Source organism: Ensifer adhaerens, from assembly GCF_028993555.1.
Lineage (GTDB): Bacteria > Pseudomonadota > Alphaproteobacteria > Rhizobiales > Rhizobiaceae > Ensifer > Ensifer adhaerens_I.
Genome location: NZ_CP118610.1, coordinates 4,001,436 through 4,016,630 on the forward strand (window position 1 = coordinate 4,001,436; position 15,195 = coordinate 4,016,630).

Sequence of the window (15,195 nt, forward strand, 5' to 3'; positions counted from 1 at the left end):
GGACGGCAACCGCCTTCCGGGGCTTTCTCTTTCAGATGACGTCGGTGTCAGCGCGCTGAAAGCTTCGCCTTCATCGCCCGGACCGTCTCGGCATCGGTGCAGCGGCGGTCAGCCGAAACGAAGCCCATATCGACCAGTCGTTGATCCTGAGCCGGCTTACGAACAGAGCAGGAAGAATGCACTTCTCCGACGGAGAGTCGGTCGAGAAGCGCGTCGACGCTTTCGAGCGTGACACCGGACCCCGGCATGATCGACAGCCTGCCCTTGGCGAGGTCGATGATTTCGGCGAGCCGGTCGATCGCCTGTGGTGCGCTCCTGGCGCCACCGGAAGTCAGGATGCGCTCGAAGCCGAGTTCGACCGCGACCTCCATCGCCTCGGCGAAATCCGGCACGAGATCGAAGGCGCGGTGCAGCGTCATGCCGAGGCCGGCTGCGTGGCCGGTGAGCTTGATGAGCATCGAAGCGTCGAGCCGGCCGTCGGCAAGGGAGGCGCCGAGCACGACGCCGTTAAGACCGGAAGCGCGCACCGCATCGATATCCCGGCGCATCACGTCGAGATCCGCGGTCGAGAAGATGAAATCGCCCGGCCGCGGCCGAATCATCGCATAAACCCGCACCGCCGGCGGGCCGGCGATGGCCATCAGGCCGGGATTGGGGGTGAGACCGCCGACCGACAGTGCCGAGCAAAGCTCGATCCGGTCGGCTCCGCCCTCGATTGCCGCGTTCAACCCGTCGGCGTCATCGACGCAGACTTCGAGTTTGATGTCGCTCATGGCTTTTCCTCCCCCAGTCCAAGCAGCGCTGCGCCGATCAGTCCTGGCTCGACCCGGCATTCGCCGGGAACCACCAGCGGTCGGTCGAATTGCCTCAGAATCCGGCTACGCACGGTCCTGTCGATCTCGGCGAGCAGCTCTTCGGAATTGGAGAGGCCGCCGCCGACCGGCACGATCGTCGTGCCGGTCATGTTGACGACGAGTGCCAGCGGTGAACTCACGAGATCGACGAGCAGTTCGACCGTGCGCTTTGCGTCTGCATCGCCAGCCTTCCAGGCCTCGATGATCTCATGGCTTGAAAGCGTCTTGCCATGCGCGGTCTGGTGCAGCCGTTCCAACCCGCGCGCTCCGCCAACGGTATCGACGCAGCGCTTCTGGCCGCAGCCGCAGGCATAGGCGGGAATGGCGATTGGCGGATTGCCGGCCTCGGCCGCGATCGCCGGGCCGTGTCCCCACTCGCCGGCGAAGCCGCCGTCGGCGTTGATCAGCCGCCCATCGATCACCAGGCCGCCGCCGACCCCGGTGCCGAGGATGGCGCCGAAGACGATACGGTGGCCACGCCCGGCGCCAGCACCGGCCTCAGCCAGCGCGAAACAGTCGGCGTCATTGGCGATCCTGACCGGAAGATGCAGCGCCGCTTCCAGCTCGGCGACCAGTTCGCGACCGTCGATGCAGGGAATGTTGGCGCATTTGATCCGTCGCGTTTCGGGATCGATGACGCCGGTGATCGAGATCGCCACGCAATCCGGGTGGCCGCCGGCCTCGTCGAGCACCGATTCCAGAACCTGCACGAATTGCCGGAAGTTGGTGAGGGGCGTGGCTCGGCGCGGTAGCGGAAAGATCCGATCGCGCGCGTGCACGATCGCGCCCTTGATCGCCGAGCCGCCAATGTCGAAACAGACGATCATGCCTCACCCCGGATGATCGCTTCGGCGGATAGGGCGACCGAAAGCAGCCTGTCGTCCTGGTGGTGCGGAGCTGCCAGCTGGAAGCCGACGGGCATTTCCGCCGCCCCGAGCCCACAGGGAATGGAAATGCCGCAAAAATCCAGGAAGTTGCCGATCGAGGTGTTGCGCAGCGTTCTGCCATTGATCTTGAAGAACAGTTCATCGTCTTCGAGGAGCGGCGCGATCGGCGGTGCGACGTGTGGCAGCGTCGGGTGGGCAATGAGCTCGTTCGGCTTCAGGCTGTCGACCGTCTCGTGAATGAGTTGGTCGCGGGCGTCGAGCAGCGCGATGTAGTCCGGCATGGTGATCTTCTCGCCGAGGCGCGCGCGGGCAACGACACGGGGATCCATCTCATTGGCCTCGTGCCCGGCCAGCCGCTCGCGGTGGAGCGCATAGGCCTCGGCCGTCACCAGGGCGCCATGGCGCGCCATCAGCCCGAAGACCGCCGAAAACGTCGGGAAGGCGCGGCGGTTGACGGCAACGCCAGCTTTTTCGAGCCGCTTGATGGCATCCTCGAAGGCCTCGACGACTTCCGCCTCCGCATCGTCGAAGACCACCGTTTCCGGGATCACCAGCGAGACGCCCGAGAGATCGGCGCGGCGCACCGTCGGAGCCGTCAGTCCATGCATGGCGGCGTCCACCCAGACGGCATCTTGCACGGTGTGGCAGAGGGGGCCGAGCGAATCCAGGCTTTCTGCCAGCGGGTAGACGCCCTTCATCGCGTAGCGGCCGCGTGTCGCCTTGTAGCCGACGATGCCGGTCATCGCTGCGGGAATGCGTACGGACCCGCCCGTGTCGGTACCGATGGCCGCCGGCACGAGACCGGCCGCGACCGCGACCGCCGAGCCTGACGACGAGCCGCCGGGAATGCGTTCGACGTCGGTGGCCGCGGGGTTCCTCGGCGTGCCGTAATGCGGGTTGATGCCAAGGCCCGAAAAGGCGAATTCGCTCATGTTGGTGCGGCCGACGCTGACCATGCCGGCTGCAGCAACGGCGGCAACGACCGGAGCGTCGCTCGTTGCCGGGGCGTGCGTCTGCAGCACCGTCGAGCCGGCGGTCGTAACGTTGCCGGCGGTGTCGAACAGGTCCTTCCATGCAACCGGCAGGCCGTCGAGCAGGCCGAGCGAACGTCCGGCCCTGAGGCGTTTCGAGGCGGCTTCCGCATCCCGCGTCGCGCGCTCGGGCGTCAGTTCGACGAAGATGGCATAGTCGCCGTGTGCGTCGATCGCCGCATAGGTTTGCTTGGCGAGGTCCACGGGGTCCAGCCTGCCGCTCTGCACCAGCACGGAAAGGCTGGCGAGTGTCTTTTGTTCTGTCATGTCATCCTCCGCGGAACGCTGTTCCTGCCTGCTGCCGGCATCCGTTACGTCTACAATATCGCCGCCCTTGGCGTTTTCCATGCTTCCCTTAGACGAGGCGCATGAATCTTGCATAAAGACCGGCTACCGCCGCGCGTGTCTTGTCGCCGATGGTGCCTCTGCCTACATGCATCATCGAACCTTGGCCCATACTGGAGAGCAATGATGATCCTGGACGCGGCGCGACTTTCGCTTGCCAATCTCCTTGCGCCCGAGACCCGATCGGTTTTCTGGAAAGTCCTCGGACTGACGATCCTCGCGCTTGTCGCGCTCTGGTTTGCGGTGCGCGAATTGTTCATCTGGCTGGCGCTTCCGTGGATCGATACGCTGATGCCGGGCACGCCCGTCTGGGCCGGCTGGCTGACCTTCGTCGTCGGCATCTTCGCAAGCCTCGGCCTGGCGCTGGCGCTCGCCCTGCTTCTCGCTCCCGTGACCGCCCTGATTGCCGGCTTCTTCCTCGACGACGTCGCGGAGGTGATCGAGAAGCGCGACTATGCGAACGAGCCGCAGGGCCGGCCGCTGCCGCTCGGCGAGGCCATCTCCGGATCGCTGAAGTTCCTCGGCGTCGTCATTCTTGGCAACCTGGTGGCACTCTTCCTGCTGCTCGTTCCGGGCGTCAATCTCGTCGCCTTCTTTCTGGTCAACGGCTACCTGCTCGGGCGGGAATTCTTCGAGTTCGCGGCGATGCGCTATCGTGCGCCCGCAGAGGCGCGGCTCTTCCGTGAGAAGCACCGCTCCACGGTGTTTCTCGCCGGCCTTCTGCTGGCGGCTTTCCTGGCGGTGCCCTTCGTCAACCTTTTGACGCCGCTCTTTGCGGCCGGCTTGATGGTTCACCTGCACAAGCGGCTTTCGGCAAGGGATCCCGGATTTTCGCTGTCGGGCAATGTGGCGGCGAAGGCCTGAGAGGCTCTTGCTTGACATGCTGCCGGCGATCGCCAATCTGCCGGCAAAATCCCATTGTGCTGCGCGGGCGCGCCGGCACGTGGCAGGACGGAGTTGGCGGACATGAACAAGACGGACGAACGGATCACCCACCTCGAGGAAACGGTGGCCCATCAGGCCAAGACCATCGAGGAACTTTCCGACCAGCTCGCCGAGCAATGGAAGGTGGTGGAGCAGACGCGTGCCAAGCTCGACCGGCTGACCGAGCGTTTCCTGACGCTCGAGGAGCAATCGCTCGACGCGCCGGCAATCACCCGGCCGCCGCACTACTGATCGCGCGCCACGGCAAACGGAAACAAGAAAGGCCGCCGGTTCAACGAACCGGCGGCCTTCGATTGTCTAAGCGCTGCTCTTAGTAGGGGCAGGACTCGTCGCTCATGTAGTCGTGAACTTCGACCTTGCCGGCGATGATTTCGGCCTTCACCTTTTCCACTGCGTCGAGCATCTCAGGCGTGATCAGCGCCTTGTTGTTGTCGTCGAGCGCATAGCCGACGCCATCTTCCTTGAGGCCGAGGTTGGAAATGCCGAACTCGAACTTGTCGTTCTTGGCCGCCGTGAAGGCTTCGTAGACGGCGACGTCGACGCGCTTCAGCATCGAGGTCAGAACCTTGCCCGGCTGCAGGCCGTTCTGGTTCGAATCGACGCCGATGCCGAGCTTGCCGGCATCTGCTGCCGCCTGCAGGACGCCGACGCCCGTGCCGCCAGCGGCGTGGTAGACGACATCCGAACCCTGGTCGATCTGCGACTTGGCGATTTCACCGCCCTTGACCGGATCGTTCCAGGCGTCCGGCGTGGTGCCGGTGTAGGCTTCCAGAACCTTGACGTCAGCGCCGGTCGACTTGGCGCCGCCAACGTAGCCACAGGCGAACTTGTGGATCAGCGGAACGTCCATGCCGCCGATGAAGCTGACGGTCTTCGACTTCGAGGCGAGGCCAGCGAGAACGCCGACGAGGTAAGAGCCTTCCTGTTCCTTGAAGACGACCGATTTGACGTTCGGCTTCTCGACGACCATGTCGATGATCGCGAACTTGATATCCGGATATTCGGGCGCGATCTTTTCGAGCGAAGCCGCCCAGTTGAAGCCGGCCATGACGATCGGGCTGTTGCCGTCACTTGCAAAGCGGCGCAGCGCCTGTTCGCGCTGGGCATCGTTGGCGATTTCGAACTCGCGGTATTCGACGCCCGTTTCCGTCTTGAACTTCTCGGCGCCGTTAAAGGCAGCCTCGTTGAAGGATTTGTCGAACTTGCCGCCGAGATCGTAGATGATCGCCGGCTTGATGTCGGCGGCCAGAGCCGTCGCGGACATCATCGAAAAGGCAAAGAGACCGAGAATGGTTTTTTTCATCGTGCAGCCCTGTTGTCGCTATTGATCTTATTGGGTCCTCCCGCCGGCTCCCTGACGGAAGCCTGTCTGCGGAACCCACCCCCTTCTCCTTGGGGCTAGGGTGGCGCATCCTTGCACGGTCACGGCAAAAAAACACTCAAAATTTTTCAGATGGTAAAAATTGAAGCCACAGAAGCCGATACCCGTAAGGCACCGGTTCTGTTGTGCTTTTGAGATCGCCGGCAAGTGTGCGCGCTCTTCCGGCGCGACCTCTGGGTTGTGGGCATCGCGCCTGCGTTCGAGATGCCCAAAGCAGCGCCTGGTCAGGACGGGACAAGGAATTGTGTGTGCAGTTCTCCGCCCCGCATCCGGTACTGTTTGAACGAAACGATCACATTGAAGGTTTGGGTCGATCCGGCCCAGACACATCGTCCTGTCTAGTATCCGATCGGGCAACTCACTCCGGTGCCACGCAGGCCGCAATAGCCGTTGGGGTTCTTCGCCAGGTATTGTTGATGATAGTCCTCGGCGAAGTAGAACGGGCCGGCCTTGCCGATCTCGGTGGTGATCGTGCCGCCGTGGCCCGAATGCTTCAGCGCCGTCTGGAAGGTGGCGCGTGCGGCTTTGGCTTCCGCCAGTTGATCGTCGTCATAGGTGTAGATCGCCGAGCGGTAGGTGGTGCCGATGTCGTTGCCCTGGCGCATGCCCTGGGTCGGGTCGTGCTGCTCGAAGAAGGTCTTGAGCAGGGTCGCAAGCGGAACCTTTTCGGGATCGTAGACGACCAGCACCACTTCGGCATGGCCCGTGAGCCCGGTGGTAGTCTCCTGATAGGTCGGGTTTCGTGTCAGCCCGCCGGCGTAGCCGACAGCCGTGACGTGAACGCCGGGGATGTTCCAGAGCAGCCGTTCGGCGCCCCAGAAGCAGCCCATGCCAAGCAGGGTCTGTTTCGTCCCGTCGGGGTAGGGGCCTTTCAGCGGTCGCCCGGAAACGAAATGCGTCTCGGCCGTCGGGATCGCCTCGTCGCGACCCGGCAGCGCCGTCTGCGCATCGGGCATGATCGTCTTCTTGTTGAACATGTCGATCAGGAACATCAGCATACTCCTCGTCGGTCCGGAGACGGGCTCCGCTAAAATCAGGCGGCGAAACGGCCTGCCGCCGGCCGTTTCTTGTATCCGGCCATCCACAGAACGAGCGCGAGCAACGCCAACACGGCGAAGGCCGGCTGCATCAGCAGCCAATGCAGGATCGAATGCCAGATCGTCTGCGCCGTATCGGAGCGTTGCGCAAACTGGATCCAGCTTGCCGTATCGGCGCCCAGCGCCTCCAGGTCGTCGCCAAGCGAGGTCGTCACCAGTTCCGATGCGGCGACCGACTGGATCGCATCGACAGCGCCGGCAAGCACGGCGGCAAACAATACGACGGCGCTCGCCAGCCTCAATAGAAACCGCATCGGTTCAATTTCCCTTCATGTCACTGGCCGCGCCCCGCCGTGATAGAGCATAGCGCCGCCGGCGGCATCTTCTTCGATCGCAGGGGCTTCGGACAAGGCCCGGCGGCGAATTTATGCGGTGATCTCACGAGATCCGGCTCGGTATCTCGACCCCGCGGGGAGCGCGATCGTCGTTCCGGCGAAAGAGATAAGCTGGCCTGTTGGCATGCACAATGGGGATGACGGGCCGCTCGTTTCACAAGATGTCAACAATCTGTCAGAAAGCAGTTGATCCCAAGCAAATCATCGGTATATAGACGCGCGTCCGCCGGTTCACACTGGCTGACACTGAAGGGCCCTGCCCTTCCCATCCAGCCGGATTGACCGTCGGCTGCTGACGGATGGACAGGTGGCCGAGTGGTTGAAGGCGCACGCCTGGAACGCGTGTATACGTGAAAGCGTATCGAGGGTTCGAATCCCTCTCTGTCCGCCATCCTCTTTCCTTGTTACAGCGCTCCATATCAAGACGTTGCCGACCCGCTTCGCGCTATGGGCAGAAAATCTTCTCCGGCGCGATCCGTTTCGCTTCTCCCGATCGTCTTTGCTGCATCCGCAACAAAGGAGAAGCCCCAATGACGACCGCACCCGTCACACTCGTCAATCTGCTGAAGGTCGAGCCCGGCAAGCAGGCGCAACTGATCGCGCTGTTGAAGCGCAACATCGAAACTGTCATCAGCACGCTTGCAGGCTGGCGTACGAGCCGGCTGATCGCCGCCAGGGATGGCGCCAGCGTCATCATCTATTCGGAATGGGAGACGCCGGCGGCCATTGAGGCGATGCGGGCCGATCCCCGGATGAAGGCCTACTTCCCTGAGATTCTGGAACTGGCAAGTCTTGAGTCGATCCTGGGCGAGGCCGTATTCAGCGACAACAGGTGATGTCGATCCGCCGCCGCCCGCCGGGATTGGCCGGAAGGCGACGGACATTTTCTTGGAGCCGCGCTATCGTGCCGTCGTCGCCAATGGGCCGACGCCGGGAGATGCGTCCATGGAGTTCGATACATGAACGTGGAAGATTTCGAGGATCGCCTGCGGGAGATAAGGCCGCGGCTGCATCGCTATTGCGCACGCATGACCGGCTCGGCCGTGGACGGCGAGGATGTGCTGCAGGACACTTTCATCAAGGCCCTGCAGGCGCGGGGAGCCGGCGCGGTCGTGGAGAACCTCGAGGGCTGGCTGCTTCGCATCGCCCACAATACCAGCCTCGATTTCCTGCGCCGTCGGTCTCGGCACAAGGTCGTTCCGCTGCTCGATGATCTGGAGGACGCACCGCTGCCCGAAACGGACATCGTTGCGGTCGGGTTTCACACCTTCCTGCAGCTGCCAGAGCTCCAGCGCTGCGCCGTGATTCTCAAGGATGTGCTCGGACATTCGGTCGAAGAAATCGCTGATATTGCCGACTGCACGCCGGCGGCGGCCAAGTCGGCGCTCCAGCGCGGACGCGCGGTGCTTCGGCAGCTGGCGGACCGCCCGGACGACATGCGGCTGCCGCTGATGTCCGATGCCAACCGGCAGAAGATGGCGACCTATGTGCGCCTGTTTCAGGCAGGCGATTTTGATGCGATCCGCGCCATGCTGGCCGACGACGTCAAGCTCAAGCTGGTCAACAGGCTGCGGCTGGAGGGCCGCGAGGGCATTGGCCGCTATTTCACCCGCTATGCCGAGGAGACGAGGTGGCGGTTCGCACTCGGAGCGATCGAGGGGCGTCCGGTCATGCTGGTTTTCGACGGCACCGATGCGATGGAGAAGCCGGCGCATTTCGTTCTTCTCGATTGGCGCGAGGACGAGATCGCTGCGATCCGCGACTTTCTCTTCGCGCCCTATGTGCTTGAAACCGTCGATTGGGTTCGTCTGGCCTGACGCCAACAAGCCTCCGCTGATTGACCGTCGGATCTCCGCCATTTGTTGATGAAGGCGCTGTAACCGGAATCGCTTGACCGGTGTGACTGCGGCATCGACCATCGCGCCGAGGGGATCTGGTCGCGATCTGGGGAGCTGCCAGCATGAACACGGCGAGTGACGCGCGTTTCTGGGACCGGACGTCGCGGCGATACGCCAGGGGCGCGATCGCGGACCTGGCCGGATATGAACGCACGCTCGACCGCACCCGCTCGTTGTTCCTGCCCGATGACGGCGTGCTGGAGCTCGGCTGCGGTACGGGAACAACGGCGTTTCGGCTGGCAGGCGATGTCCGGGACTATCTTGCGACCGATTTTTCCAGCGAGATGATCGCAATTGCGCACGAGAGGTACGTCATCGACCTGGTGCCGAACCTCGCTTTCCGCACGGCGACGGCCGAAGCACTGGCCGCCGAGCGGGTGCAATACGATGCGGTCCTGGCCTTCAACTATCTGCATTTGGTGCGCGATCTCTCGGGCACGCTCGGCAGCATTCACGCACTGCTTGCATCGGGCGGGCTGTTCATCTCCAAGACACCGTGTGTCGGTGAGATGAACCCGCTGATCCGCTTGGCGCTGTTGCCGGCGATGCGTGCCCTGGGAAAGGCGCCCTATGCAGGAACCTTCGGGCTGATCGAGCTGAGCCAGCAGATAACCGCTGCCGGTTTCGAGATCCTGGACATCGAAAACCACGCGACGAAAGGCAATGACAATCGTCCCTACATCGTCGCTCGCAAGCGATGAGGCATGCCGCGACGAAAGCGTTTGTCCGCCTCGGCCAATCTCAACAGCGCTAGGCTCTGCCGCGTGCGCCCCATGCAAAGCTGGCGCAAAGCCTCAGCGTTCTGGAGACTTTTCTGCAGGAGGCGAGCACGGATCTTCTGCCGCATCGAGCCACCGCGTACTGCCGCGGCCCATCGCTGACCTCGTCGGCGCTTACGCGACAGGATTGGGCCCAAACGCGCTCTGGCCGTCATCAGAAGTCAGGGCACGCGGCAAACCGTGCGCACCTTTCCTGCTGCCGCTTTAATAGACGTCGGTCTTTGATCGACTGATGTAAAAACCGTGGCCGTCGCTGCGCGTGCAGCTGAGCCCGGTTTTGCTGGACAGGCAGCTAAACGGCCCCTTCTTCCAGCTGTTGCCGTAGCTCAGAATATGTGAGCCGTCGCAGCATGCTGTATCGCCGGCGTTCTGGAAGCGTCGGGCCTTGCCCGCCTTTCCCAGAATGAACCTCTGATAGGTCGGTTCGATGCGGTCACAGCCAAGTTCCGGGCCGCCGTCCTCCGGGACATAAACATCGGAGCCACCGGCTGGCGTGTATTGGCAACCGATGTTGCCGGCCGGCATGTTGAAATAGACCAGACCGCCATCGGCGGGGAAGGTCTGCTCTGCCGCATTCCCGTCGAATGCGATAAGCGCGGCGACCGCGAATACCAGCAAGCGCATCATTCGAGCTTGGCCCCTGACCTTTGTCGATCCCGCAAGGTGCAGCAAGTAAAACACATCAGCGGGAATGGGCAAATGGTCTCCTCTCTTGATCTGCGGCCGGCGGTACGGCGCCGTGTGACAAACGGGCCCCAAGCCTGTCGGGTCGTGCTTCAATAGTTAGCTGTTGCGCTAAGTGTTGCGTCATGATACTTAGCCTTATGGAACAGTATTCAGACCGATTGAACGTGATCTTTCAGGCGCTCGCCGATCCCACTAGGCGTGCCGTGCTTTCGCGGCTCGGTGGCGGCCCGGCGAGCATCAGCGATCTCGCCAGACCGTTCGACATGGCCCTGCCGTCCTTCATGAAGCACATCCACTACCTGGAAGGCAGCGGCCTGATCCGCACGCACAAAGAGGGCCGGGTGCGCACCTGCGCTATCGAAAAAACGCAATTCGCCGTGGTCGAGACCTGGCTTTCGGCGCAGCGCGCGCTCTGGGAAGGCCGTGCCGACCGGTTGGAAAAATTCGTCACTGAACACGAGGAGGAATGACATGACCCGCTCGCCAGATCCCGAACTCGACCTGACGATGTCACGCATCATCAAGGCGCCCCGCGCAACCGTCTGGCGCGCCTGGACCGATCGGGCCCGGCTCGAGCAATGGTGGGTTCCGGCACCGGCGATCTGCAAGGTGATCGATATGGACCTGAAGCCGGGCGGCAGCTTCGTGACCCGGATCAGCGAAGGCGGCGGCGACTTCGTGCCGCACATCAATGCCTGCTTCCTCGCGGTCGACGAACTCTCGCGCATCGTCTTCACCGATACGCTCGTTGCCGGCTGGCGGCCGGCCGAGAACGCCTTCATGACCGCGATCATCACGCTCAGCGATCATCCGGCCGGCACGGAATATGCCGCCCACGTGATGCACCGGAACGGCGCGGATCGGAAGATGCACGAGGAGATGGGTTTTCACGACGGCTGGGGGACGGTGGCGGAGCAACTGGCCCGCCTCGTGGAGCGAACTCATTGAGGAGGTAATGCCATGCGCAACATTGTCCTGCAGATGATGACGACGCTGAATGGCCGGCTCGATGATCCGCTCGCCTGGATGGGCACGGTGGTTGACGAGCAATACCGGGCGATCGACCGGCTCTATGCCGGCTACGACACGGTCCTCGTCGGGCGCACCACCTATGAGGAGATGGTCGGCTATTGGCCCGGTGCGCTGAACGATGAGGAGAACGGCGAGACCAATCGCATGATGGCCAAACGCATGCACGACTACCGCAAGATCGTGTTCTCCCGCACCGGCGAGCAGACGATCAGCCCCTGGCACAATGCCGAGCAGGTCGTGGCTGCCGACGACGCCACACTGTCGCGCTACCTGATGGATCTGAAGGCTGAGCCCGGCGGCGATATCCACCTCTCGGGCGGCGCCAGCCTGGCGCAGACGGTGATCGGCCTCGGGCTGGTCGATCGCTACCACTTCTTCGTCTATCCCGTCGTCTCGCCGGGTGAGCCGTGGTTCGCCCGGCTGAGGGACAAGAACGAACTGCAGCTGATCGATAGCGAGCACTACGACAACGGTGTCGTCGGGCTTCACTACGCAACCGTGCGTGACACCAAAACCGAGCGACCAAAGAGCTTCTCCGAACTCATTACCTGAAGCAATTCCAGGAAAAGTGCGGAGCGGTTTTCCGTCCGGAAGTGCGTGTTGCTGGAATCAGTCTCCACCTCGCAGGGCGAAGAGCAGCCGATTGTAGGTCGGAGCCAGCCGCCGCAGGGCCTCCGCGGCCTCCGCATCCCTGCGCAAGACGAGCGGATATTGCAGCGCGCCGATCAGTTGCGCCTGTTCGCCGGCAACGGCGGCGGACTTGGCAAAGCCGATCCGTTTGAGGCAGGTCGCCGCGTCGGCTGCACGGCGGGCGCCGACGCGAACGGCAAAATGGACCAGGTGCGCCCGCAAGCCCTTGTCACAACCTTGCTCGATGCGCGCTGCCAGCGCTTCGGCAGCCTCGGCGTTACCGAGGCTGCCGGGCGGCATGGGTCGATCCGTAACCATCGACAGCCAGTGGATCGCGGCCGGGATAGAGGCCTGGATTGCGTCCACCTCGGAGACCTCCGCCACCCGCGAAAAGCTCGATCGCATCGTGAAAGGCTCACCGTAGGTGAGCGTCTTCGCGCTCCAGGCTGCCATGAAATCACCGATCGGCAGCGCGGCGTAGGGGTAGCCCTGCGGGTCGTGCATGAGAACCCGCTTCGCGTCGAGCGCGAGCACCACGACATAGTGGTCGGCCTCGATCGGCCCGGTCATGCCGGGCTGATGGCGCAGATGGCCCATTTCCAGCGGCCCAACCCAGACCGGGCCATCCTTCAAGGCCGACCGGAGGCGAGAAAGTGCGTCCTCGGCATCGTCACCCGTGCTGACTTGCGAGGTCCAGCCGAGCGCGGCGAGTGCATCCTCGAATCCGGCTTCCGGATCCCAGCCATAGGGGTCGAAGAACGGCAGCGATCCGCCGATCAGCTGCAGGCCGAAGGGGCTGCTTGTGGAAAATTCGATGACGGCGGGCGAGGGCGCCGCATCTGCGAACATCATGGCGAAGGAGTTGGCGTAACAATAGGGGCCGGAGCCCACATAGGGGACGTGCTGCATCAGGTGGAACCCTTGAATGATACGGAAGGGATGCGTCTTGATCTAAGACACGATGGGATAGGCGACGTCGAAGCGGGCGCCGTTGCTGCCGGGGTAGATTTCGTAGGGGCTGCCGAAACAGTCGAGATCGTTGCTGTGCTCGAACCAGGCCTCGATCGCGTCATAGACGCGCAGCACCGCCGGAAAGGTCTCGAACGTCTCGGGCACCGGCAGGAATGCTTCGCGCCCCGCCGGGTGAAGACGGATGCGAAGATCACCTGACGGTTCGAGGCTGCCGGCATAGCCGATCGCGACCTCGACGAGGCCCTTACCGTCATGGTTCACGGGCTCGTGGAAATGCAGCGTCATCGGCCCGTCGTCGTCCTTGCCGCATTGCGTCAGGTAGGTCCGGATTTCCGCTTCGGCGCTTTCCGTGAAAGCCTCGAGCGCTCCGACCGTCACGTGGCCCTGCCGATAGACGATCTTCGAAGGCGCAACATCGCGCACGTGGACGGCCTTGATCAGCGGATCATCGCCGCCGGTCGATTGCCTGGAGATCGCCTCCACCAGTTCGCTCTGCTCTTCGAGCCGTTTGGTCTGTACCTCCAGCCAGGCACGCAGCTCGGAGAGGCGCACGTCCGGCTGACGCTCGATCAGGCGTGCGATCCGGGCGATCGGCAGACCCAATTGCCGCAGCCGCGCGATCAACCGGGCACGGCCCGCCTGCTCGGCGGCGTAGTAGCGATAGCCGGTCACCGGATCGACATGGGCGGGAACCAGCAGGCCTTGCTCGGCATAGAGCCGGAGTGCCTTCGGCGACAGTCTTGTGGCAGCGCCGAAGCGGCCGGCGAGGAAATAGGAATCGGTCATGGAACAAGTCTGGGGCCTGCCCCAGGGGCGAGGTCAAGAGGCATCTTTTCATCTTGTAGGTAGAGCCGCCGGTTGTAGGTAGAGCCGCCGGACGGCTGAGTACCTCCCGGAGCAGGCAACGGCTCCGGGAGGTTGCATGGCGGCTATTGCCTTCCATGTCGGTTCAGGAGCGCCAGCGCAAGGAGCGTGACCGTCGCCATCACCAGGCAGTAGCCGACAAGCGGCCAGGCCGTATCGCCCTTGAGAAGCAGCACGGCGCCGGTGCCGACGACGGCGACGATCAGGCTCTGGATGCAGAAGTAGAGCGCCACCGCCGTTCCGGCGATCGCATCAAAGGCCTTCAGCGCGCCGTTCGCGGTCACCGAGGCGCTCATGACGATGCCGACGGCGATCACCCACATCGGCAGCATGAAACTCTCGAACGAAGGTATCGTGAGGACTTCGCCGACGGCGAGTAATAGCCCTCCCGCCATGATCACGGCCATGCCGCGTATAAGGCAGCCGGAAATCCCGTAGCGGCCGACGAAACCCTTGGCGAAGCGTGTGGTGACGATCATCGCCACGGCCGCGGTCGCAAAGGCGAGGCTGAAGCCGAACTGCGAATAGCCGGCCCGATCGATGAGCAGGCGCGGCGCGGTCGAGAAGAACACGAAGAACGCGCCCATCGCCGTGCTGAAGCCGAGCGTGTAGGTCCAGAATGCTCCGCTCCTGAGGATGAGTGCAAAGCTGGGCTTAACCTTGCCGGAGGGGGAAGGGCTGGTTTCCGGCCAGCGCAGCAGCGCCTGGCCGAGTGCGGCAAGACCGAGCACGCCGAGTGTCAGGAAGATCGCCCGCCAGCCGAAGGCGCCAGAAATCAGCGCGCCGGCGATCGGTCCGAGTGCCGGAACGAAGGACAGCATCGCGCTGAACAGGCCATAGATGGTGACGCCTTCCGGACGTGCGCCGTAGACGTCCCGCACCGTCGCAAAGGTCGCAACCAGCGCGGCTGAAGCGCCTGCTGCTTGCACCAGCCGGAGTGCCACGAAGAGCGGCGCCGAACTCGTGATGGCCAGCCCCAGCGACGACAGCGCAAACAAGATGGCGCCACCGAGGAGCACCGGACGGCGGCCGAAACGATCCGAGAGCGGGCCGAACAGCACCTGTCCCAAGCCCAGCATGAGCATGTAGAGACTGAGCGTCAGCTGGACGATTGCCGGTGACGTTCCGAGAATGCCGGGCATTTGCGGCACGACAGGCAGGTAGATGTCCATGGCGAGCGACGCCAGGATATCGAAAGGTGCCATCAGCAGAAGCGCTGTCGGCAGCGAATGGGACCAGGTGGGTGAGTTATGATCGGGCATGATGAGACATCCGCGCAAATGGGTAACATTCGGCGGCGATCTGCCACTTCATCAAATCTTGGGAGTGTGAGCCGACAGACGCCGCAACAACTTTTTCAAACCGTTGTTGCGGCTTACCTGGTTGCTGACTCGTCGGTCCTCATTGCGGCTCCTGCTGGCTGACGGCAACGCCAAGCCATATCGATTTCGATAGTGC

The 15,195-nt window shown here is 63.3% G+C and carries 18 protein-coding genes and 1 tRNA gene; 9 read left to right on the forward strand and 10 right to left on the reverse strand.

All coding sequences use genetic code 11. The features are described 5' to 3' along the window. Nucleotides 1–47: 47 nt before the first annotated feature. The 3 genes from PWG15_RS19230 to PWG15_RS19240 are packed head-to-tail and all read right to left on the reverse strand — an operon-like array spanning nt 48 to nt 3,039. The gene (locus PWG15_RS19230; protein WP_275022156.1) at nt 48–773 is read right to left on the reverse strand and encodes a copper homeostasis protein CutC; all 726 of its coding nucleotides are present in this window, start codon (nt 771–773) and stop codon (nt 48–50) included. Continuing rightward, nucleotides 770–1,681 carry an ROK family protein gene (locus PWG15_RS19235; RefSeq protein ID WP_275022157.1) on the reverse strand — a complete coding sequence of 304 codons (912 nt, stop codon included), beginning with the start codon at nt 1,679–1,681 and terminating at the stop codon, nt 770–772. Before PWG15_RS19235 ends, PWG15_RS19230 begins: the two co-directional genes overlap by 4 nt. Next, on the reverse strand, nt 1,678–3,039 hold the full coding sequence (locus PWG15_RS19240) for an amidase (protein ID WP_275022158.1): 1,362 nt from the start codon (nt 3,037–3,039) through the stop codon (nt 1,678–1,680). Before PWG15_RS19240 ends, PWG15_RS19235 begins: the two co-directional genes overlap by 4 nt. A gap of 204 nt (nt 3,040–3,243) precedes the next feature. Between PWG15_RS19240 and PWG15_RS19245 the strand changes: the two genes are divergently transcribed. Beyond that, complete coding sequence (locus PWG15_RS19245; protein WP_275022160.1) at nt 3,244–3,981, forward strand: sulfate transporter family protein; 738 nt, start codon at nt 3,244–3,246, stop codon at nt 3,979–3,981. A 102-nt stretch (nt 3,982–4,083) separates the two neighbouring features. Continuing rightward, nucleotides 4,084–4,293, forward strand: a complete 210-nt coding sequence (locus tag PWG15_RS19250; protein WP_173515137.1) for a SlyX family protein — start codon at nt 4,084–4,086, stop codon at nt 4,291–4,293. A 79-nt stretch (nt 4,294–4,372) separates the two neighbouring features. Here PWG15_RS19250 and PWG15_RS19255 read toward each other — a convergent pair whose 3' ends face one another. The 3 genes from PWG15_RS19255 to PWG15_RS19265 all read right to left on the reverse strand — a co-directional run bounded on the left by PWG15_RS19255 (nt 4,373) and on the right by PWG15_RS19265 (nt 6,794). Beyond that, a complete protein-coding gene (locus PWG15_RS19255; RefSeq protein ID WP_113539947.1) occupies nt 4,373–5,365 on the reverse strand; it encodes a BMP family lipoprotein in 993 nt (330 codons plus the stop codon). A gap of 416 nt (nt 5,366–5,781) precedes the next feature. Next, the gene (gene msrA / locus PWG15_RS19260; protein WP_275022164.1) at nt 5,782–6,435 is read right to left on the reverse strand and encodes a peptide-methionine (S)-S-oxide reductase MsrA; all 654 of its coding nucleotides are present in this window, start codon (nt 6,433–6,435) and stop codon (nt 5,782–5,784) included. A gap of 41 nt (nt 6,436–6,476) precedes the next feature. Further along, on the reverse strand, nt 6,477–6,794 hold the full coding sequence (locus PWG15_RS19265) for a hypothetical protein (protein ID WP_275022165.1): 318 nt from the start codon (nt 6,792–6,794) through the stop codon (nt 6,477–6,479). Nucleotides 6,795–7,176: 382 nt separating this feature from the next. Between PWG15_RS19265 and PWG15_RS19270 the strand changes: the two genes are divergently transcribed. The 4 genes from PWG15_RS19270 to PWG15_RS19285 all read left to right on the forward strand — a co-directional run bounded on the left by PWG15_RS19270 (nt 7,177) and on the right by PWG15_RS19285 (nt 9,474). Then, nucleotides 7,177–7,266, forward strand: a tRNA-Ser gene (locus tag PWG15_RS19270). Between the two features lie 139 nt (nt 7,267–7,405). Beyond that, nucleotides 7,406–7,711 carry a putative quinol monooxygenase gene (locus PWG15_RS19275; RefSeq protein ID WP_275022166.1) on the forward strand — a complete coding sequence of 102 codons (306 nt, stop codon included), beginning with the start codon at nt 7,406–7,408 and terminating at the stop codon, nt 7,709–7,711. 123 nt (nt 7,712–7,834) lie between these two features. Beyond that, nucleotides 7,835–8,692: a sigma-70 family RNA polymerase sigma factor gene (locus PWG15_RS19280; protein WP_275022168.1), complete on the forward strand. Its 858-nt coding sequence runs from the start codon at nt 7,835–7,837 to the stop codon at nt 8,690–8,692. A gap of 143 nt (nt 8,693–8,835) precedes the next feature. Further along, nucleotides 8,836–9,474, forward strand: a complete 639-nt coding sequence (locus PWG15_RS19285) for a class I SAM-dependent methyltransferase (RefSeq protein ID WP_275022169.1) — start codon at nt 8,836–8,838, stop codon at nt 9,472–9,474. Between the two features lie 282 nt (nt 9,475–9,756). On the opposite strand, the gene PWG15_RS19290 is transcribed toward PWG15_RS19285, so the two are convergent. After that, entirely contained in the window at nt 9,757–10,179 is a 423-nt protein-coding gene (locus tag PWG15_RS19290) for a DUF6636 domain-containing protein (RefSeq protein WP_275022170.1), read from the reverse strand. A 197-nt stretch (nt 10,180–10,376) separates the two neighbouring features. Here PWG15_RS19290 and PWG15_RS19295 point away from each other — a divergent pair, with 197 nt between their 5' ends. The 3 genes from PWG15_RS19295 to PWG15_RS19305 are packed head-to-tail and all read left to right on the forward strand — an operon-like array spanning nt 10,377 to nt 11,823. Next, nucleotides 10,377–10,709: an ArsR/SmtB family transcription factor gene (locus tag PWG15_RS19295; protein ID WP_275022172.1), complete on the forward strand. Its 333-nt coding sequence runs from the start codon at nt 10,377–10,379 to the stop codon at nt 10,707–10,709. 1 nt (nt 10,710) lies between these two features. Continuing rightward, nucleotides 10,711–11,187: an SRPBCC family protein gene (locus PWG15_RS19300; protein WP_275022173.1), complete on the forward strand. Its 477-nt coding sequence runs from the start codon at nt 10,711–10,713 to the stop codon at nt 11,185–11,187. A 12-nt stretch (nt 11,188–11,199) separates the two neighbouring features. Then, on the forward strand, nt 11,200–11,823 hold the full coding sequence (locus PWG15_RS19305; RefSeq protein WP_275022174.1) for a dihydrofolate reductase family protein: 624 nt from the start codon (nt 11,200–11,202) through the stop codon (nt 11,821–11,823). Nucleotides 11,824–11,880: 57 nt separating this feature from the next. Here the strand turns inward: PWG15_RS19305 and PWG15_RS19310 are convergent, their stop codons facing one another. The 3 genes from PWG15_RS19310 to cml form a co-directional block, all read right to left on the reverse strand. Beyond that, the gene (locus PWG15_RS19310; RefSeq protein ID WP_275022175.1) at nt 11,881–12,810 is read right to left on the reverse strand and encodes a YobF C-terminal domain-containing protein; all 930 of its coding nucleotides are present in this window, start codon (nt 12,808–12,810) and stop codon (nt 11,881–11,883) included. 42 nt (nt 12,811–12,852) lie between these two features. Beyond that, nucleotides 12,853–13,659 carry a MerR family transcriptional regulator gene (locus PWG15_RS19315; RefSeq protein ID WP_275022176.1) on the reverse strand — a complete coding sequence of 269 codons (807 nt, stop codon included), beginning with the start codon at nt 13,657–13,659 and terminating at the stop codon, nt 12,853–12,855. A 143-nt stretch (nt 13,660–13,802) separates the two neighbouring features. Next, nucleotides 13,803–14,999, reverse strand: a complete 1,197-nt coding sequence (gene cml / locus PWG15_RS19320) for a CmlA/FloR family chloramphenicol efflux MFS transporter (RefSeq protein ID WP_275022177.1) — start codon at nt 14,997–14,999, stop codon at nt 13,803–13,805. Nucleotides 15,000–15,195 lie beyond the last annotated feature (196 nt).